This window comes from Streptomyces sp. NPDC048566, assembly GCF_043199735.1.
In the GTDB taxonomy this organism is placed as follows: domain Bacteria; phylum Actinomycetota; class Actinomycetes; order Streptomycetales; family Streptomycetaceae; genus Streptomyces.
In genome coordinates, this window is the sequence record NZ_JBICWL010000008.1 from 143,317 (window position 1) to 162,437 (window position 19,121).

Annotated in this window: 15 protein-coding genes, 1 tRNA gene and 1 pseudogene; 16 read left to right on the top strand and 1 reads right to left on the bottom strand. The window is 71.5% G+C overall.

The window, feature by feature from the left end; genetic code table 11:
* Positions 1 to 299 precede the first annotated feature (299 nt).
* The 3 genes and pseudogenes from ACGFS9_RS15965 to ACGFS9_RS15975 all read left to right on the top strand — a co-directional run bounded on the left by ACGFS9_RS15965 (position 300) and on the right by ACGFS9_RS15975 (position 3,258).
* Positions 300 to 1,671: pseudogene (locus ACGFS9_RS15965) on the top strand (replication initiator).
* On the top strand, positions 1,661 to 1,873 hold the full coding sequence (locus ACGFS9_RS15970; protein WP_393253662.1) for a helix-turn-helix transcriptional regulator: 213 nt from the start codon (positions 1,661 to 1,663) through the stop codon (positions 1,871 to 1,873). The pseudogene ACGFS9_RS15965 and the gene ACGFS9_RS15970 overlap by 11 nt, the downstream one beginning before the upstream one ends.
* Positions 1,870 to 3,258, top strand: a complete 1,389-nt coding sequence (locus ACGFS9_RS15975; protein ID WP_393253664.1) for a tyrosine-type recombinase/integrase — start codon at positions 1,870 to 1,872, stop codon at positions 3,256 to 3,258. The genes ACGFS9_RS15970 and ACGFS9_RS15975 overlap by 4 nt, the downstream gene beginning before the upstream one ends.
* Positions 3,259 to 3,529: 271 nt before the next feature.
* Here the strand turns inward: ACGFS9_RS15975 and ACGFS9_RS15980 are convergent.
* Positions 3,530 to 3,601, bottom strand: a tRNA-Arg gene (locus ACGFS9_RS15980).
* A 197-nt stretch (positions 3,602 to 3,798) separates the two neighbouring features.
* On the opposite strand from ACGFS9_RS15980, the gene ACGFS9_RS15985 reads away from it, so the two are divergent.
* From ACGFS9_RS15985 to ACGFS9_RS16045, 13 genes are all read left to right on the top strand, one after another.
* Positions 3,799 to 4,401: a response regulator gene (locus ACGFS9_RS15985; RefSeq protein WP_393253666.1), complete on the top strand. Its 603-nt coding sequence runs from the start codon at positions 3,799 to 3,801 to the stop codon at positions 4,399 to 4,401.
* A gap of 363 nt (positions 4,402 to 4,764) precedes the next feature.
* On the top strand, positions 4,765 to 6,201 hold the full coding sequence (gene nrtL, locus ACGFS9_RS15990) for an ArgS-related anticodon-binding protein NrtL (protein WP_393253667.1): 1,437 nt from the start codon (positions 4,765 to 4,767) through the stop codon (positions 6,199 to 6,201).
* Positions 6,202 to 6,220: 19 nt separating this feature from the next.
* A complete protein-coding gene (lysA, locus tag ACGFS9_RS15995) occupies positions 6,221 to 7,612 on the top strand; it encodes a diaminopimelate decarboxylase (protein ID WP_393253669.1) in 1,392 nt (463 codons plus the stop codon).
* 145 nt (positions 7,613 to 7,757) lie between these two features.
* Positions 7,758 to 9,050, top strand: a complete 1,293-nt coding sequence (locus ACGFS9_RS16000; RefSeq protein WP_393253671.1) for a homoserine dehydrogenase — start codon at positions 7,758 to 7,760, stop codon at positions 9,048 to 9,050.
* Positions 9,051 to 9,056: 6 nt separating this feature from the next.
* Positions 9,057 to 10,115 (top strand): threonine synthase, encoded by a 1,059-nt coding sequence (thrC, locus tag ACGFS9_RS16005; protein ID WP_393253673.1) that lies wholly within the window; start codon positions 9,057 to 9,059, stop codon positions 10,113 to 10,115.
* A gap of 419 nt (positions 10,116 to 10,534) precedes the next feature.
* The gene (gene thrB / locus ACGFS9_RS16010; RefSeq protein ID WP_393253675.1) at positions 10,535 to 11,464 is read left to right on the top strand and encodes a homoserine kinase; all 930 of its coding nucleotides are present in this window, start codon (positions 10,535 to 10,537) and stop codon (positions 11,462 to 11,464) included.
* Positions 11,465 to 11,855: 391 nt separating this feature from the next.
* Positions 11,856 to 13,916: a transcription termination factor Rho gene (gene rho / locus ACGFS9_RS16015; protein WP_393253676.1), complete on the top strand. Its 2,061-nt coding sequence runs from the start codon at positions 11,856 to 11,858 to the stop codon at positions 13,914 to 13,916.
* A gap of 688 nt (positions 13,917 to 14,604) precedes the next feature.
* Positions 14,605 to 15,750 carry an LCP family protein gene (locus ACGFS9_RS16020; protein ID WP_393253678.1) on the top strand — a complete coding sequence of 382 codons (1,146 nt, stop codon included), beginning with the start codon at positions 14,605 to 14,607 and terminating at the stop codon, positions 15,748 to 15,750.
* A 206-nt stretch (positions 15,751 to 15,956) separates the two neighbouring features.
* Positions 15,957 to 16,178 carry a 50S ribosomal protein L31 gene (gene rpmE / locus ACGFS9_RS16025; RefSeq protein ID WP_081219441.1) on the top strand — a complete coding sequence of 74 codons (222 nt, stop codon included), beginning with the start codon at positions 15,957 to 15,959 and terminating at the stop codon, positions 16,176 to 16,178.
* Positions 16,179 to 16,343: 165 nt separating this feature from the next.
* On the top strand, positions 16,344 to 17,420 hold the full coding sequence (gene prfA / locus ACGFS9_RS16030; protein ID WP_393253680.1) for a peptide chain release factor 1: 1,077 nt from the start codon (positions 16,344 to 16,346) through the stop codon (positions 17,418 to 17,420).
* 78 nt (positions 17,421 to 17,498) lie between these two features.
* Positions 17,499 to 18,338, top strand: a complete 840-nt coding sequence (gene prmC / locus ACGFS9_RS16035) for a peptide chain release factor N(5)-glutamine methyltransferase (RefSeq protein WP_393253682.1) — start codon at positions 17,499 to 17,501, stop codon at positions 18,336 to 18,338.
* A complete protein-coding gene (locus ACGFS9_RS16040; protein WP_393253684.1) occupies positions 18,335 to 18,457 on the top strand; it encodes a hypothetical protein in 123 nt (40 codons plus the stop codon). The genes prmC and ACGFS9_RS16040 overlap by 4 nt, the downstream gene beginning before the upstream one ends.
* Positions 18,458 to 19,105 carry an L-threonylcarbamoyladenylate synthase gene (locus ACGFS9_RS16045; protein ID WP_393253686.1) on the top strand — a complete coding sequence of 216 codons (648 nt, stop codon included), beginning with the start codon at positions 18,458 to 18,460 and terminating at the stop codon, positions 19,103 to 19,105.
* Positions 19,106 to 19,121 lie beyond the last annotated feature (16 nt).

Genomic DNA, 19,121 nt, shown 5'->3' on the forward strand with positions numbered 1-19,121 from the left:
TCAGGAACCCACTCCATCCGCCACGTGAGCAGTGAAAGGAGCACCCTCACTTTGTCCACCGCGCATCGTCCGCGCAAATCCCCTCCGCTCGAATGCGAGCTGAGGGACAGGGAACAGCCGACCTGCGTCGGACGGGAACAGGTCGTTCTCGTCGGACTCGACGGCTTCGAACGCTGGCTCTGCCCGGCGCACGCCGCCGCCCTCTGGCTCAACGATCCGACGCTTCGCTTCAGTGCCAAGACTCGGCCCCAAGGGATCTCTGCCGTCATGTGGCAGGCGTTCGGCGGGGGTGGTCGTCCATGACCACGACTTCCCTGACCCTCCCGAAGGACGTCTCCGCGCTGATCGACAGGGCCGGAGAATCGGGCTTCGAGGCCTGGCGAGGCCAGATCATCCGCCTCGGTGGTTGCACCAACCCGATTCACCTCGTCGGCACCGCCACGGTCGTCGACTCGTCGACCGGCGAGGCCCTCCTCTCGTACGGCTCGGACGTCTACGGCGGCCGGCTGCTCACAGCGTGCGGCAACCGCCGGGCGACGGTCTGCCCGACCTGCGCCCGCATCTACCAGGCGGACACGTACCAACTGATCCGTGCCGGACTGGTCGGCGGCAAGAGCGTGGGAGAGGAAGTTGGCGGCCACCCCAGGGTGTTCGCGACGCTCACCGCTCCAGGCTTCGGCCCGGTCCACACTCGCCGGGAGCGCGACGGCCGCGTGCGGGGCCTGCCGACCCCGCAAGTCCGGTGAGCCCTGCCCGCATGGATCGCCGGCCGGGTGCCACGCACGGCACACGGACGACGACCCGCGGCTCGGAGAACCTCTCTGCCCGCGCTGCTACGACTACGCCGGAGCTGTGCTCTGGCAGGCGCAATCAGGCGGACTCTGGCACCGCTTCATCTTGGAGCTGCGTCGCGAGATCGCCCGGACGGCCGGACTCTCCCGCGGGGAGTTCGGCGAGAGCGCCCGACTGTCGTACGCCAAGGTCGCCGAGTACCAGCGGCGCGGACTGGTCCACTTCCATGCCGTCATCCGCCTCGACGGCCCGGAGGGGGCCAACTCGACTCCTCCGGGCTGGGCCACGACTTCCCTGCTCTTGGCAGCTGTCCGCGGTGCTACCGAGAGGGTGCGGCTTCTGGCCCCCGGGCGGGACATCGTCGGACTGCGCGTGCTGCGGTTCGGGGAGCAGATCGACGTACGCCCCATCTTCGCTTTCGGGGCGGGGGAGCGGCTGACTTCGGCGGCCGTGGCCGGTTACATCGCCAAGTACGCGACGAAGGGAGCCGAGACCGCCGGCGCGGTGGACGGTCGTATTCACGGGGCGCGGGACCTGGTCCTGTTACCCGTACGCGCCCACGTGCTCCGCATGATCAGCACGTGCTGGTGGCTCGGCGGCCTGCCGGACTTCGCGCCGCTCGGCTTAAGGCGCTGGGCGCACATGCTCGGCTACGGCGGCCACTTCTCCAGCAAGTCGCGTCGCTACTCCACCACTCTGACCGCACTCCGGCAGGCTCGCGCAGAGCATCGCGCGGAGGAGCAGCGAACCGCCCTCGGTATCAGCTCGCGGTCCACGGTCACGGTCGGCGCGTGGCGCTACGCCGGGCGCGGCTACTCGCCGGAAGCGGCGCTCCTGGCTGCTTCGGTACGGGAGGGCGGTGCTTCCCGTGGCGCGTGACGCCCGTGCGAAGTCGGCCGAACTCCTCACCGTTCGGCAGGTGCTCGAAGAGCTCGGCGGCATCTCCCGGCGCACCTTCTACCGCTGGCGGGAGCTCCGTATCGCCCCGGCCTGCATACGGCTGCCGAACGGTGAGTTGCGGGTTCGGCGTGACGTGCTCAACGACTGGTTGGAGGAGCGGGCGGAGGGAGCAGCCTCGTGAAGTCGTACAAGGCTTCTGTCTGGAAACTGTCGGTCAACAAGACCACCAAGAAGCCGACTTACCTCGTGCGCTGGGTGGTCGACGGACAGCCGTTCAGCGAGTCGCACAAGACGAAGGCGCTGGCCGATCGTTTCCGGGCCAAGCTCGTGCGAGCACTCGACAAGGGCGAGCCGTTCGACACCGTGACGGGTCTGCCCGACTCCCTGCGAGGCGGTAAGGCCGCCCTGTCATTCCTCGACCTGGCGATCAGGTACATCGATGCCCGGTGGCCGGAGGCATCGGCCAAGCATCGGGACAGCATGACCGATGCCCTGGCGACGGTCGTTCCCGTCCTCATCAAGCCGGGACGGGGACGGCCGACCCCGGAAGCCTTGCGTCGCGCTCTCCGCTCGTACGTCCTGCCCGTGCCGCGCCGGGACCGGGAGCGGCCGGAAGAGATCGCCTCTGCGGTGCGCTGGATCGAGAAGGCCTCGCTTCCGGTCGGGGAGCTGCAAGAGATCACCCGTGTCCATGAGCTGATCGACGGACTGGGTCGGCGGCTGGACGGCAAACCCGCGGCGACGCAGACGTATCGGCGTCGCCGGGCGGTGGTCTTCAACGCGCTCGAATACGCCGTGGAGCTGGAGCACCTCACGTCCAACCCGCTGAGCCGGGTACGGCGCAAGCGCGGCAAGCGGGCGGTGCAGGAAGTCGACCGTCGGGTCGTGGTCAATCCGCGGCAGGCTCGGGAACTGCTGACCGCGCTCACCTACGTGGGCGGCTTCGAGCGGGCAAGCGGTCGGCGGCTGCGGGCCTTCTTCGGATGTCTGTACTACGCGGCCATGCGGCCGGGCGAGGCGCTCGGGCTCCGCCGGTCCGACTGCACGCTTCCGGCGTCGGGCTGGGGCCGTATTGAGCTGGCGGAGACCCGTCCCTCTGCCGGTAAAGCGTGGACCGATTCCGGCGAGGCGCATGACCGGCGAGGGCTGAAGCAGCGGGCCCAGGGCGAGGTGCGCATAGTGCCGATTCCACCTCCGCTGGTGCGACTACTGCGCGAGCACCTGAAGGAGTTCGGCACGGCAAAGGACGGCCGGCTCTTCTCCAGTGAGCGGGGCAACGTGATCGCGGCCTCCTCGTACTCGCGTGCGTGGAAGCAGGCTCGGGAACTCGCCCTCGTCCCGGATCAGGTGTCCTCGGTCCTCGCCTTCCGGCCGTACGACCTTCGTCACGCGGGAGTCTCCCAGTGGCTCAACTCCGGTGTACCGGCGCCGGAGGTCGCCGCTCGCGCGGGCCATTCGGTGGATGTCCTTCTGAAGATCTACGCCAGGTGCATCGACGGCCAGGAGCAGGAGATGAACGACCGGATCATGCAGGGACTGAGGGAGGAGGACGACACCTCAGACTGATCAACCGCACCACTGGCGAATGCGAGCCCCGGGCTGGGAACGGTCCGGGGCTCGCGCCCGTCCACGTATGGTCCACAGAGCTTCGTTCGGAGGTGTGGCGCAGGCCCTCTGACCTGCCGCGAAGGCCTTCAAGATCAACACGCCATTACAACGTGATCACTGGCAAACGGCTGCTTTCGGCGGCATCTGCCTGCACATGGCTGTAGATACGCGAAGACCCCGTTCTCAGCGAAACCGCTGATGGCGGGGTCTTTGGGCACCTCATACAAGGTGCCCCCGGCAGGATTCGAACCTGCGCACACGGCTCCGGAGGCCGTTGCTCTATCCCCTGAGCTACGGGGGCGTGTCGGGCGCTTTGTGCGGCGACGGGTAGAACCCTACCAGCTCTTTCGGGCGTGATCGCCACCGCTTTTGGCGTCGGCCGGGGCGCGTCGGTCCCGGGCGCCCCGCGGCTCGCCCCGAGCCCCGCCCCGTTCGCGGCGGTGGCGTGGGGGAGCGGTGGCCGTTCGCGGAGGGTGGGCCCGTGTTCACGGGGCGGAAGTGGGGAAAACCCGGACGCGGCCCCGCGCCCGGACCTACTCTCGAGTTGTGCCAGGCGCGTCCGGCCGGGTGCTTGTTGTGGACGACAACAAGGTCATCCGGCAGCTGATCAGGGTCAACCTCGAACTGGAGGGTCTCGAGGTCGTGACCGCCGCTGACGGTGCCGAATGTCTGGACGTCGTCCACCAGGTTCGGCCCGATGTCGTCACCCTCGACGTGGTGATGCCGCGCCTCGACGGACTCCGCACCGCCGCTCGCCTCCGCGCCGACCCCCGTACCCGTGGCCTCCCGCTCGCCATCGTCAGCGCCTGCACCCAGCACGAGGTGGAGAGCGGCCTCGACGTCGGCGTGGACGCCTTCCTCGCCAAGCCGTTCGAGCCCTCCGAACTCGTCCGGCTCGTCAAGCGGTTGGTCGAGCGCGGCCAGGCTGCTCAGGGCGTCGGCGTCGACGTCGGCGAGTTCGCCGGTGCTGCCGGTGCTGCCGGAGTCGTCGGTGCGGGTCCCGGTACCGGTGTCGCCTTCGGTGACGGCGACGACGGTGACTCCGTTGAGCGGGCCGACCGTGGCCGGCGCGCCGACTGTGCCGAGCGCGCCGGGCACTGACCGCGCACGTCACCCCGCCGCCCACCCCTCCCGTAGCCACCACCCCCGTGGCTCACCTCTTCCCTGGCGTGCGCCCTGCGTGCCCATTTCCCCCACCCCCCTCTCGGTTCCCCCTCCCGCCGGCCGCCACCCGCCACCCGCCAGCGGCGCCCAGGCCCGCCTGCTCCCCTCTACCGCTGTCCCTCCTGCGGCTCGCCCCCCAAACGAGCCCCCCCCGCCGCCCCCTCGCCCACCCCTCCCGCATCGCCCCTCAGTCGAGTGAGGGAACGCTTGGTCGAGGGTCGGTCCAGTGCTCGTCCACATCGCGGACCATCCGGCAAACCGGGTCGCCTTCCCACCCCCCTTCTCCCCTACGCTGGTCACGTGACCCCCGTCGAGCTCTCCCGTACCGTGCTGCGCGCGGTGCGTCGTGCCGTCGATGCGGGGGAGCTGGACGTCGCGGTGCCCGCCGGTGCGGGGGTGACGCCGCCCGGTCCCGGGGGATGCGGGGACTACGCGACCAACGTCGCCCTGCGGCTGGCGGGTCCCGCCGGACTGCCCGCTTCCGAGGTCGCCGCGATCCTGCTGCCTCACCTCGGTGACGAACCCGGTGTCGCCCACGTGGCCGTCACCGGACCCGGGTTCCTCAACGTCACCCTCGCGGGTGGAGCGTCCGCCGCCCTGGTGAGCGACGTGCTCACGCGGGGCTCGCGGTACGGGCACGGTGACGCGCTCGCCGGTGAGGTCGTGGAGTTGCGCGTCCCCTACGACACGCGTGCGGAGGTCGTCGCCGACACCCTCGTACGGATCGTCGCCACGCAAGGCGGTCGTGCCGAGGTCCGTCATGCCGAGCCCGTCACCCTGCGGCCCGTGCCCGCGCCCGAAGACCCCGCCCCGCTCGGTGCGGACGCCGCTCGCTGGGCGCTGCTGTATCCGGCCTCCCATGACCGGCCCCGGATCAGTGCCGATCATCTGGACCAGCGGGAGGGCAATCCGCTCTTCCGGGTTCGCTACGCCCACGCCCGTGCCCGCGCCCTGCGCCGGAACGCCGCCGCTCTCGGATTCGACGCCGCTTCCGACGTCCGTCCCGATGCCGGTGAACCGTCCTCCGCGAGCGCGCGTCCGGCCCACGCCGCCGTCTCCTCGGGGACCGCGGGCTCAGGGCCCTCCCTGTCCGAGGACGCCTCCGCGACCTCGCACCCGTCCGCGACCGCTGCCTCCTCCACGACTGCGACCCCCTTCGGGGCCGTGTCCTCCGGCGCGGGTCCCGTGGCTGCTGAGGGTGCCGTTCCGGCCCCGGACCCAGCCCCGTACGCCTCTCCCGCCCCAGGTCCCGTACCCAGCCTGGGTGCCTCACCGGACCCGGATGCCGCGGCCTCCCCGGGCCCCGTTCCGCCCCCCGCCCCAACCTCGGCCCCCGCCCCGGACTCCGCTCCTGCCGCGCAGGGCGTTCCCGGCCCGGACGGGGCTCCCACCTCGGACGCCGTCCCCGCTCCCATGCCCGTCCCCGCGCCGGTCCTGGACTCGGAGGGCTCGGTCGCGTCCGGGCTTCCCGCCGAGGCGGGCGGTCTGCTGGCCGCTCTCGCCGAGTATCCGCACGCCCTGCGGCTCGCCGCCGTGCACCGGGCGCCGGATCGGCTGGCGCGGCAGCTGGTCGTGGTGGCCGACGGTTTTCTGCTGTTCCAGCATCTCGTGCTGCCGCTCGGCGACGAGAAACCCTCGGCCGCCCACCGCGCCCGGCTCGCGCTCGCCGAAGCCGCCGGGACGGTGCTGGCCGGTGGCCTGTCCCTGCTCGGCATCAGCGCACCCGAACATCTCTGAAGCAGAAAGCCCTACCGACATGAGCCGTTCCGCACACCCCGCCGGGCCCCGTCACGCCGACGTGTTCACCGAGGGGCACTACAGCGCCCCGCCGGCCGACCTGAACGCACTCGACCCGAAGGTGTGGGCGCACACCGTCCGCCGCGGGGACGACGGGGTCGTGACCGTCGGCGGGCTCCAGGTCACCGCTCTCGCCGAGGAGTTCGGGACGCCCGCCTATTTCGTGGACGAGGCCGACTTCCGGGAGCGGGCCCGCGCGTGGCGTACCGCGTTCGGGCAGGACGCCGACGTGTTCTACGCGGGCAAGGCGTTCCTGTCGCGGGCCGTCGTGCGGTGGCTGCACGAGGAGGGGCTCAACCTGGACGTGTGTTCCGGCGGTGAGCTGGCGACCGCGCTGTCCGCGGGGATGCCCGCCGACCGGATCGCCTTCCACGGCAACAACAAGTCCGCCGAGGAGATCCGCACGGCCGTCGAGGCGGGCGTCGGGCGGATCGTGCTCGACTCCTTCCAGGAGATCGTGCGGGTGGCGCACGTCGCGCAGTCGCTGGGCCGCAGGCAGCGGGTGCAGATCCGGGTCACCGTCGGCGTCGAGGCGCACACCCACGAGTTCATCGCCACCGCGCACGAGGACCAGAAGTTCGGCATCGCGCTCGCCGACGGGCAGGCCGCCGAGGCCGTACGGCGGGCGCTGGCGCTCGACGGGCTGGAGCTCGTCGGCATCCACTCGCACATCGGGTCGCAGATCTTCGACATGGCCGGCTTCGAGGTCGCCGCGCGGCGGGTCGTCGGGCTGCTGGCCGCCGTCCGCGACGAGCACGGGGTCGAGCTGCCCGAGATCGACCTCGGCGGCGGCCTCGGTATCGCCTACACCAGCGACGACGACCCCCGTGAGCCGCACGAGATCGCCAAGTCGCTGAGTGAGATCGTCACCCGGGAGTGTGAGGCGGCGAAGCTGCGCACGCCCCGGATCTCCGTCGAGCCCGGGCGGGCCATCGTCGGTCCGACCGCGTTCACGCTGTACGAGGTCGGCACGATCAAGCCGCTGGAGGGGCTGCGGACCTACGTCTCGGTCGACGGCGGGATGTCCGACAACATCCGCACCGCGCTCTACGACGCCGAGTACAGCGTCGCACTCGTCTCGCGCACCTCGGACGCCGAGCCGATGCTCGCGCGGGTCGTCGGCAAGCACTGCGAGAGCGGCGACATCGTGGTGAAGGACGCGTTCCTGCCCGCCGACCTGGCGCCGGGCGACCTCGTCGCGGTACCGGCGACCGGCGCGTACTGCCGGTCGATGGCCAGTAACTACAACCACGCGCCGCGGCCGCCGGTCGTCGCGGTGCGGGACGGCGCGGCCCGGGTGATCGTCCGCCGCGAGACGGAGGAGGACCTGCTGCGGCTCGACGTCGGCTGACCGGACGAACCGGGTGGAAGATCTCCTGTCGCCACCCACCAGAAAAATGAAATGGACGTCTCACGATCCGGACGAAGGGTAGAAACTCCCGTCCGGTGAGTGAGACTGGTCCAACCGAAGAGACGGTATGAGGAAACGAGGTCGGATGATGCGTACGCGTCCGCTGAAGGTGGCGCTGCTGGGCTGCGGGGTTGTCGGCTCAGAGGTGGCGCGCATCATGACGACGCACGCCGACGACCTCGCCGCCCGGATCGGTGCCCCCGTCGAGCTGGCGGGCGTGGCCGTGCGCCGTCCCTCCAAGGTGCGCGAGGGCATCGACCCCGCCCTGGTCACCACCGACGCGACCGCGCTCGTCAAACGCGGCGACATCGACGTGGTCGTCGAGGTCATCGGCGGCATCGAGCCGGCCCGTACGCTCATCACCACCGCCTTCGAGCACGGGGCCTCCGTCGTCTCGGCGAACAAGGCGCTGCTCGCCCAGGACGGCGCGGCGCTGCACGCCGCCGCCGGGGACAACGGCCGGGACCTCTACTACGAGGCCGCCGTCGCCGGCGCGATCCCGCTGATCCGCCCGCTGCGCGAGTCCCTGGCGGGCGACAAGATCAACCGCGTGATGGGCATCGTCAACGGCACGACCAACTTCATCCTCGACAAGATGGACTCCACCGGCGCGGGCTACCAGGAGGCCCTGGACGAGGCCACCGCGCTCGGGTACGCCGAGGCCGACCCGACCGCCGACGTCGAGGGCTTCGACGCCGCGGCCAAGGCCGCCATCCTCGCCGGCATCGCCTTCCACACGCGGGTGCGGCTGGACGACGTGTACCGGGAGGGCATGACCGAGGTGACCGCGGCCGACTTCGTCTCGGCCCGGGGCATGGGCTGCACCATCAAGCTGCTCGCCATCTGCGAGCGGGCCGCCGACGGCGGTTCGGTCACGGCCCGCGTGCACCCCGCGATGATCCCGCTGAGCCATCCGCTCGCCTCCGTGCGCGGCGCGTACAACGCCGTGTTCGTCGAGGCCGAGGCCGCCGGCCAGCTGATGTTCTACGGACCGGGCGCCGGCGGCGCGCCGACCGCCTCCGCGGTCCTCGGCGACCTGGTGGCGGTCTGCCGCAACCGGCTCGGCGGGGCCACCGGGCCCGGCGACTCGGCGTACACCCAACTGCCCGTCTCGCCCATGGGAGAGGTCGTGACGCGCTACCACATCAGCCTGGACGTGGCCGACAAGCCGGGCGTCCTCGCCCAGGTGGCCACGATCTTCGCCGAGCACGGGGTGTCCATCGACACCGTGCGTCAGTCGGGCAAGGACGGCGAGGCGTCCCTCGTCGTCGTCACCCATCGTGCGTCCGACGCGTCCCTGGACGGGACGGTCGCGGCGTTGCGCGGCCTCGACACCGTGCGGGGCGTGGCCAGCATCATGCGGGTTGAAGGAGAGTAACCAGCAATGACCCACCAGTGGCGCGGAATCATCGAGGAGTACCGGGACCGGCTGCCGGTATCCGCCAGCACGCCCGTCGTGTCGCTCCGCGAGGGCGGAACGCCGCTCGTGCCCGCGCAGGTGCTCTCCGAGCGCACGGGCTGCGAGGTCCACCTCAAGGTGGAGGGCGCCAACCCGACCGGTTCCTTCAAGGACCGCGGGATGACCATGGCGATCACCCGGGCGAAGGAGGAGGGCGCGAAGGCGGTCATCTGCGCCTCCACCGGCAACACGTCGGCGAGCGCCGCGGCGTACGCCGTGCGCGCCGGGATGGTGTGCGCCGTCCTCGTCCCGCAGGGCAAGATCGCGCTCGGTAAGATGGGCCAGGCCCTCGTGCACGGCGCCAAGATCCTCCAGGTCGACGGCAACTTCGACGACTGCCTGACGCTGGCGCGCTCGCTGTCCGACAACTACCCGGTGGCTCTGGTCAATTCGGTGAACCCGGTGCGGATCGAGGGCCAGAAGACCGCCGCCTTCGAGATCGTGGACATGCTCGGCGACGCACCCGACCTCCACGTCCTTCCGGTCGGCAACGCGGGCAACATCACCGCGTACTGGAAGGGGTACACCGAGTACGCCGCCGACGGTGTGGCCACGCGCACCCCGCGCATGTGGGGGTTCCAGGCGTCCGGCTCCGCGCCCATCGTGCGCGGTGAGGTCGTCAAGGACCCGTCGACGATCGCCACCGCCATCCGGATCGGCAACCCGGCCTCGTGGAAGTTCGCGCTCGCCGCGCGGGACGAGTCGGGCGGCCTCATCGACGAGGTGACGGACCGTGAGATCCTGCGCGCCTACCGGCTGTTGGCGTCCCAGGAGGGTGTCTTCGTCGAGCCCGCGTCCGCCGCGTCGGTCGCCGGTCTGCTGAAGGCGGCCGAGCAGGGCAAGGTCGACCGGGGCCAGCGCGTCGTCTGCACCGTCACGGGCAACGGCCTGAAGGACCCCGACTGGGCGGTCGCGGGGGCTCCGCAGCCGGTCACCGTGCCGGTGGACGCCGCGACGGCGGCCGAGCGGCTCGGTCTGGCGTAACGCGGCCCGTCCCGTCCGGCGTGAAACCGCCAGGCGTGAACCCGCCAGGTGGGGCCCGCGGCCCCGCCGAGCACGCCGGACGGGGCCGGACGTCGACGGGAGCGGGCGGAAATCGGTCAGAAGTCGATGAAAACCGGCCGCTTTTCGGGGAGTTCCCGCGGCGACCCGCCGGGGGGTGCACGAGGGGCTTACGACACGCATCGTGCGCCTCCTGTGCGCCCTATGTCGCCACAGAACCTTCCTTCGATAGGCTGTACCGAACCCGCCCGCCGCATATGCCGCGGCGCCGTGACGTCCCCGCGGCCTCCGGGTCCCCGAACCCGTCCGCCGCAGTCGTCCCCGCACGTCCCCCGCCCGTTTCCTCCCGCAGTTCATCGAGAACCCCGTACATCACGCAGCTCAAGGAGAGTCATCGAGCGATGGCCGGTCCAGCGTTCCGCGCCGCCGCCGTCCGGGTGCGCGTCCCCGCCACCAGTGCCAACCTCGGCCCGGGCTTCGACGCCTTCGGCCTGTCACTGGGGCTCTACGACGACGTGGTCGTCCGGGTGGCCGACTCCGGGTTGCACATCGACATCGCAGGCGAGGGCAGCGACACGCTGCCGCGCGACGAGAGCCATCTCCTCGTCCGCTCCCTGCGCACCGCCTTCGACCTGCTGGGCGGCCAGCCGCGCGGCCTGGAGATCGTCTGCGCCAACCGCATCCCGCACGGACGCGGCCTGGGCTCCTCCTCCGCCGCCATCTGCGCCGGAATCGTCGCCGCCCGCGCGGTGACCATAGGCGGGGACAGCCGGCTCGACGACGCCGCGCTCCTGGAGCTCGCGACCGAGATCGAGGGACACCCCGACAACGTCGCGGCCTGTCTGCTCGGCGGTTTCACGCTCTCCTGGATGGACTCCGGCGCCGCCCGGGCGATCAGGATGGAGCCCGCCGATTCCATCGTTCCGGTGGTTTTCGTCCCCGGGAAACCCGTGCTCACGGAGACCGCGCGGGGCCTGCTGCCGCGCACCGTGCCGCACGTCGACGCCGCGGCGAACGCCGGGCGCGCCGCCCTGCTCGTCGAGGCGCTGAGCCGCCGGCCCGAACTGCTGCTGCCCGCGACCGAGGACCGGCTGCACCAGGAGTACCGGGCCCCCGCGATGCCGGAGAGCGCGGCGCTCGTGGACCGTCTGCGCGCCGACGGCATCCCGGCGGTGATCTCCGGGGCGGGCCCCACCGTGCTCGCCCTGGCCGATCGGGCGTCCGCCGACAAGGTCGCCGATCTCGCAGGTCAGGGGTGGGCCGCGAACCGACTGGACCTCGACGCGCAGGGGGCGTGCGTACTGCCGCTCACCCCTGCCGGCGTCGGCTGACGCCGCACGGTTGCCGGATTTCGAGAGGGGGAATGTTTGTTGGATCCGGTAGTGTTAACCTCAAGTCTGCACCCGACCCCACCATGGCGAGGTGCTTCGCGTCCCCGTCCGGGACACCCCTTCTTCCGGGAGCCTCCCAAACTGCTTCGTGCCTTGCATGGGGTGCTACGCCCCGAGCAGTGCTGAGCACGCTCCGGAACCGGCGTGACCATGCCGACGACACCGCACTTCAGTGCCTCGGCTCGGGAATCGCCATCACCAGATATGTCTTTTTCCGCCGCTTTGGCGGACCACCGCCCCGGCACGGTCCACACCACAGGGACCAAATCCGGACAGCACAACCGGTCGCCGAGCCAGACAGGCCGACGTCCGCTCCAGGGAAGGACCCTTCGTGAGCGACACCACCGATCTGATGGGCGCACGTGTCGAGGAGACCGCTGCCGCGCCCGCCACGGACGCCTCCGCGCCTGCCACCGGTGCCGGCTCCAGGCGACGCCGCGGTACCGGCCTCGAGGGCATGGTGCTGGCCGAGCTTCAGCAGGTCGCATCCGGCCTCGGGATCAGGGGCACGGCGCGCATGCGCAAGAGCCAGCTGATCGAGGTCATCAAGGAGGCGCAGGCGGGTGGGGGTGCTCCGGCCAAGGCGGCGACCGCCGACGCGGGCGCCGAGACCAAGCCCAAGCGGCGCGCCACCTCGAAGGCGCGCACCGGTGACGAGGCCGACGCTCCGGCCGGCAAGGCCGCCGAGAAGGCCGACGCCGGCAAGGCCGTCGCCCAGCAGCAGATCGAGATCCCCGGCCAGCCGGCCGGCGGTCCCGCCCGTTCGGGTGACAACGAGCGCGCGGCCGACGAAGCCCCCGCCGAGCGTCGCCGCCGCCGTGCCACCGCCGAGGCGGGCAGCCCCGAGACGGTCGCGGCCGAGGCCAAGGGCGACACACAGACCCAGACCCAGACGCAGAACCAGGCCCCGGCGGACGGCGACGGCGCCGAGGGCCGCCGTGAGCGCCGTGACCGCCGTGACCGCGACCGGGGCGGCCGTGACCGCGACCGCCGCGGCAACAAGGGCGACGAGCAGCAGGGCGGGCAGGACCGCCAGCAGGGCGGCGGCCGTCAGGACCGCCAGGACCGCGACCGTCAGCAGGGCGGCGGCGGCCGTCAGGACCGCCAGCAGTCGCGGGACAACGGCCCGCGCTCCGACGACGACGGCGACGACTTCGAGGGCGGCCGCCGCGGCCGGCGCGGACGCTACCGCGACCGCCGCGGGCGTCGTGGACGCGACGAGATCGCCGAGCCGCAGGTCAACGACGACGACGTGCTGATCCCCGTCGCGGGCATCCTCGACATCCTCGACAACTACGCGTTCATCCGGACGTCGGGCTACCTGCCCGGCCCCAACGACGTGTACGTCTCCCTCGCCCAGGTCCGCAAGAACGGCCTGCGCAAGGGCGACCACGTCACCGGCGCGGTGCGCCAGCCCAAGGACGGCGAGCGCCGCGAGAAGTTCAACGCGCTGGTGCGTCTGGACTCCACCAACGGCATGGCCCCCGACTCGGGCCGCGGCCGTCCGGAGTTCAACAAGCTGACGCCGCTCTACCCGCAGGACCGGCTCCGCCTGGAGACCGACCCGGGTGTGCTGACGACCCGCATCATCGACCTGGTCGCGCCCATCGGAAAGGGCCAGCGCGGTCTGATCGTGGCCCCGCCGAAGACCGGCAAGACCATGATCATGCAGGCCATCGCCAACGCGATCACGCACAACAACCCCGAGTGCCACCTGATGGTCGTCCTGGTCGACGAGCGTCCGGAAGAGGTCACCGACATGCAGCGGTCGGTGAAGGGCGAGGTCATCTCCTCGACCTTCGACCGTCCCGCCGAGGACCACACCACGGTCGCCGAACTCGCCATCGAGCGGGCCAAGCGCCTGGTGGAGCTGGGCCACGACGTCGTCGTGCTGCTCGACTCGATCACCCGTCTGGGCCGTGCGTACAACCTCGCCGCCCCGGCCTCCGGCCGCATCCTCTCCGGTGGTGTCGACTCGACCGCGCTCTACCCGCCGAAGCGGTTCTTCGGCGCGGCGCGCAACATCGAGGACGGCGGCTCGCTGACGATCCTCGCCACCGCGCTCGTCGACACCGGCTCGCGCATGGACGAGGTCATCTTCGAGGAGTTCAAGGGCACCGGCAACGCCGAGCTCAAGCTCGACCGGAAGCTCGCCGACAAGCGCATCTTCCCGGCGGTGGACGTCGACGCGTCCGGTACCCGCAAGGAGGAGATCCTGCTCGGCAGCGACGAGCTCGCCATCACCTGGAAGCTGCGCCGCGTGCTCCACGCGCTCGACCAGCAGCAGGCGATCGAGCTGCTGCTCGACAAGATGAAGCAGACCAAGTCGAACGGCGAGTTCCTGCTCCAGATCCAGAAGACGACGCCGTCGCCGGGCAACGGCAACGACTGAGGTCGTCCTCGCCCGCGGCACCGGGGCCGCCCCCGTCACCCACGTGACGGGGGCGGCCCTTCGCGTCGGCCGGGGGCGTCCGGACGCCCCCGGGGCGCCGAACCGCCGACCGGAGCCGTTCCGCCGCCCCACCCGGCGTACCGCGACGCCTGAGCACCACGACAGCCCGGCACACCGCGACGATGGCACGCCACGACGCCCGGCACGCCACGACGACGACACACCGCCACGCCCGGAGCACCGCGATGCCCGGACGCCACGGCGGCCAGGACACCACGCCGCGGGGCCCCGGACAGCACGACGCAGGGGCGCAGGCCCGGGGGCTCCCCGGCCGTCCGCCGTACCGGGGGAGAGGCCCGAGTCGCACTGTCCGCCGTCCGGGGAGAGGGCTGGAGGACCGGAAAGGCCGTCCGCGAGATCTCTGCCACAAGACTGCCGGTCGGTGCCGTTTTCGATCAGTACCGCACCGTCCGTCGAATCCGCAGGTGAGCGGGGATTCCCTCCGAGATCACGGTGACGCTCCGTGCCCGTCGGGGCACCAGGCGGACACGGAGCGTCGTGCAACCCTTTCCCGAGTTTCCCCGTCTGACCGTACGGAGTGACCATGGAGCGGTACGCCTCGTCACGACCGGATGGGCCTGGCCCCGGAAGCAGGGGGTAACCGACCGCAAAGGGACTGAGGGAGCACATGCCTGCCGACAGCACACAGGAGCCCGGAATACCGGGCGACCGGGACCAGGGCGCCGCCGCCGGAGGGCGCGCCGCGAAGGGCCGGCGCCGCAAGACGCGCAGCGCGCGGCGCAAGGCGCTGCTCGTGACGGCCTGGAGCGCCGCGGGCATCCTCGTGCTCGGCGGCGCCGGGGCCGGCTACCTGTACTTCAAGCTGAACGGCAACCTCAAGAGCGTCGACATCAACCAGGCGCTCGGCAGCGACCGGCCCACGAAGGTCGACAACGGCTCCGAGAACATCCTGGTCCTCGGCTCCGACACCCGCGCCGGCGGCAACAGGAAACTGGGCGGCGGCACGGACGACGGCAGCGCTCGCTCCGACACCGCGATGATCGTCCACGTCTACAAGGGCCACAAGCGGGCCGGCGTGGTGTCCATCCCCCGCGACACCCTGGTCGACCGGCCGTCCTGCACCGACACGCACGGAACCACGCACGACGCCGCCCGGGGCGTGATGTTCAACTCCGCCTACTCCACCGGCGGAGCCACCTGCGCGGTGAAGACCGTCGAGTCCGTCACCGGCATCCGCATGGACCACTACGTCGAGGTCGACTTCACCGGCTTCCAGAAGCTCGTCGACGACCTCGGCGGGGTGGAGGTCACCACGACCAAGAGCATCAAGGACCCCGACAGCCACCTGGACCTGGCCGCCGGCACCCACACCCTCGACGGGGAGCAGGCGCTCGGCCTGGTGCGCACCCGGCACGGCGTCGGCGACGGCTCCGACCTCGGCCGCATCCAGCTCCAGCAGGCGTTCATCAAGGCGCTGACCGACCGGGTCAGGCACCTCGGCGTGCTGTCCAACCCCAAGAAGCTGTACGACCTGGCCGACACCGCCACCAAGACGGTCACCACCGACTCCGACATCGGCTCCGTGACCGACCTCGCGTCCTTCGCCAACGGCCTCAAGGGCATCAGCTCGTCCCACATGACCATGGTGACGATGCCGGTCCAGTACGACAGCGCCGACGCCAACCGCGTCCTCGTCGACCACACCAAGGCCGACCAGGTGTGGAAGGCGCTCAAGAGCGACCAGCCGATCCCGAAGGCGGCGACCGAGGGCACCGCCACCGGCTCCGCGAAGGACGTCGTCAGCTCGGGCTGACCCACGCGGGGCCGCCCCGACCAGCCCCCGCCCGGCGGGCGGGCGGACCCGGTCCGCGGGCCGCCTCGGGCGCCCGCGGAATAGATCACCGCGTCCCCCGGTTTTGGGGGATACGGCCAGTGCTGGCAGACTGGTACGTCGGCCCCGGTTCACGCACCCGCATCCCGCGGCGGCGACCCGGTGCCCTCCCGAAACTAGGAGACACCTTGAAGCGCGACATCCACCCCGAGTACGTCGAGACGCAGGTCAGCTGCACCTGTGGCGCGTCGTTCACCACCCGGAGCACCATCGACTCCGGCACCATCCGTGCCGAGGTCTGCTCCGAGTGCCACCCGTTCTACACGGGCAAGCAGAAGATCCTCGACACCGGTGGCCGCGTGGCCCGCTTCGAGGCCCGCTTCGGCAAGGCTGCCGCTGCCAACAAGTAGCGAGCCCACAGCGCCGGTCTCCGGCGTCCCCGGCACGGGGGCGCCGGGACCGGCGCTTTGCGGTGCAGCCCGCACCCCCGGGTTCCGGCCACGCCGGAGCAGGGGCCCCCATGCCGTACCCCACGTCCCCGAGCCCACGACGGGGACAGTCCATTGGAGCCGGAGATGTTCGAGGCGGTCGAGGAACTGATCGGTGAGCACGCCGATCTGGAGAAGAAGCTCGCTGACCCGTCGGTCCACGCCGACCAGGCCAACGCGCGCAAGCTCAACAAGCGCTACGCGGAGCTGACCCCGATCGTCGCGACGTACCGCTCCTGGAAGCAGACCGGGGACGACATCGGCACGGCGAAGGAGCTCGCCGCCGACGACCCCGACTTCGCCGCCGAGGTCAAGGACCTGGAGAAGCAGCGCGAGGAGCTCACCGAGAAGCTCCGCCTGCTGCTGGTCCCGCGCGACCCGAGCGACGACAAGGACGTCATCCTGGAGATCAAGGCGGGCGCCGGCGGCGACGAGTCCGCCCTGTTCGCCGGCGACCTGCTGCGCATGTACCTGCGGTACGCCGAGCGCGTCGGCTGGAAGACCGAGATCATCGACTCCACCGAGTCCGAACTCGGCGGCTACAAGGACGTCCAGGTCGCGGTGAAGACCAAGGGCGGCCAGGGTGCCACCGAGCCCGGCCAGGGCGTCTGGGCCCGCCTCAAGTACGAGGGCGGCGTGCACCGCGTGCAGCGCGTGCCCTCCACCGAGTCGCAGGGCCGCATCCACACCTCCGCCGCCGGTGTGCTCGTCACGCCCGAGGCCGAGGAGGTCGACGTCGAGATCCACGCGAACGACCTGCGCATCGACGTCTACCGCTCGTCCGGCCCCGGCGGCCAGTCCGTCAACACCACCGACTCCGCCGTGCGCATCACGCACATTCCCACCGGAGTCGTCGCCTCCTGCCAGAACGAGAAGAGCCAGCTGCAGAACAAGGAGCAGGCGATGCGTATCCTGCGCTCCAGGCTCCTCGCGGCGGCCCAGGAGGAGGCGGAACGGGAGGCCGCGGACGCCCGCCGCAGCCAGGTCCGCACCGTCGACCGCTCCGAGAAGATCCGCACGTACAACTTCCCCGAGAATCGCATCTCGGACCACCGCGTCGGCTTCAAGGCGTACAACTTGGACCAGGTGCTGGACGGCGAGCTCGACGCGGTCATCCAGGCCTGCGTCGACGCCGACTCGGCAGCCAAGCTCGCCGCTGCGTAACTGCAAACGACAACAGCTCAGCCCCGGAGGACCAGCGTGCAGCAACATTTTGGGGGTCGACCCCCGAACTCCCGCAGCGTGCTGCTCGCGGAGGTGGCCCAGGCCACCCAGCGGCTGGCCGACGCCGGCGTGCCCTCGCCGCGCAACGACGCCGAGGAACTCGCCGCCTTCGTGCACGGCGTCAAGCGGGGCGAGCTGCACACCGTCAAGGACACCGACTTCGACGCCCGCTACTGGGAGGTGACCGCGCGCCGCGAGGCCCGCGAACCGCTCCAGCACATCACCGGGCGCGCCTACTTCCGCTACCTCGAACTCCAGGTGGGGCCCGGCGTGTTCGTGCCCCGGCCGGAGACCGAGTCGGTCGTCGGCTGGGCCATAGACGCCGTCCGGGCGATGGACGTCGTCGAACCCCTCATCGTCGACCTGTGCACCGGCTCCGGCGCCATCGCGCTCGCCCTCGCCCAGGAGGTCCCGCGCTCCCGCGTGCACGCCGTGGAGCTGTCCGAGGACGCCCTGCGGTGGACGCGCAAGAACGTCGAGGGGTCCCGGGTCGACCTGCGCCAGGGAGACGCCCTGGCGGCGTTCCCGGACCTCGACGGCCAGGTGGACCTGGTGATCTCCAACCCGCCGTACATCCCGCTCACCGAATGGGAGTACGTGCAGCCGGAGGCACGCGACCACGATCCCGAACTCGCCCTGTTCTCGGGGGAGGACGGACTCGACCTGATCCGCGGCATCGAGCGCACCGCGCACCGGCTGCTGCGGCCCGGCGGCGTCGTGGTCGTCGAGCACGCCGACACCCAGGGCGGCCAGGTCCCGTGGATCTTCACCGAGGAGCGGGGCTGGGCCGACGCGGCCGACCACCCCGACCTCAACAACCGGCCCCGGTTCGCGACCGCGCGCAAGGCGATGCCGTGAGCGCGGCCCGCCGCGTCCAGGCGCCCGCCGGCCGGCCGCGCGCCGCCGCGGCAAGCGCCCGGCCGTCCCGGTTCCCGCAGTTCCCCCACCAGCAGTACGTGTACGAGGAGGCCCGCTAAATGGCACGGCGATACGACACCAACGACGCGACCGACCGCACCACCGGTCTGCGTGAGGCAGCGTCCGCCGTCCGCCGTGGCGAACTGGTGGTCCTCCCGACGGACACCGTCTACGGCATCGGCGCCGACGCCTTCAGCTCGCCGGCCGTGGCCGACCTGCTCGACGCCAAGGGCCGCGGACGCAACATGCCCACCCCCGTCCTGATCGGCTCCCCGAACACCCTGCACGGCCTCGTCACGGACTTCTCCGAGATGGCCTGGGAGCTCGTCGACGCCTTCTGGCCCGGCGCCCTGACGCTCGTCGCCAAGCACCAGCCGTCCCTCCAGTGGGACCTCGGCGACACCCGGGGCACCGTCGCGATCCGCATGCCGCTGCACCCCGTCGCCATCGAGCTCCTCACCGAGGTCGGCCCGATGGCCGTCTCCTCCGCCAACCTCACCGGCCACCCCTCCCCGGAGACCTGCGACGCCGCCCAGGACATGCTCGGCGACTCCGTGTCCGTCTACCTGGACGGCGGCCCCACCCCGGGCAACGTGCCCTCCTCGATCGTCGACGTGACGGGCAAGGTGCCGGTGCTGCTGCGCGCCGGAGCCCTGTCGGCGGAGGAGCTGCGGAAGGTCGTACCCGACCTCGAGGTGGCGAATTGACCGCCGCCGCCTCCTC

What these genes read in the sequence shown, in the direction of transcription:
- lysA (WP_393253669.1), top strand. Translation starts at nt 6,221, where the DNA reads ATGAGCCGTTCCGCACACCCCGCCGGGCCCCGTCACGCCGACGTGTTC.
- ACGFS9_RS16000 (WP_393253671.1), top strand. Translation starts at nt 7,758, where the DNA reads ATGATGCGTACGCGTCCGCTGAAGGTGGCGCTGCTGGGCTGCGGGGTT.
- thrC (WP_393253673.1), top strand. Translation starts at nt 9,057, where the DNA reads ATGACCCACCAGTGGCGCGGAATCATCGAGGAGTACCGGGACCGGCTG.
- thrB (WP_393253675.1), top strand. Translation starts at nt 10,535, where the DNA reads ATGGCCGGTCCAGCGTTCCGCGCCGCCGCCGTCCGGGTGCGCGTCCCC.
- ACGFS9_RS16020 (WP_393253678.1), top strand. Translation starts at nt 14,605, where the DNA reads ATGCCTGCCGACAGCACACAGGAGCCCGGAATACCGGGCGACCGGGAC.
- prfA (WP_393253680.1), top strand. Translation starts at nt 16,344, where the DNA reads ATGTTCGAGGCGGTCGAGGAACTGATCGGTGAGCACGCCGATCTGGAG.
- ACGFS9_RS16045 (WP_393253686.1), top strand. Translation starts at nt 18,458, where the DNA reads ATGGCACGGCGATACGACACCAACGACGCGACCGACCGCACCACCGGT.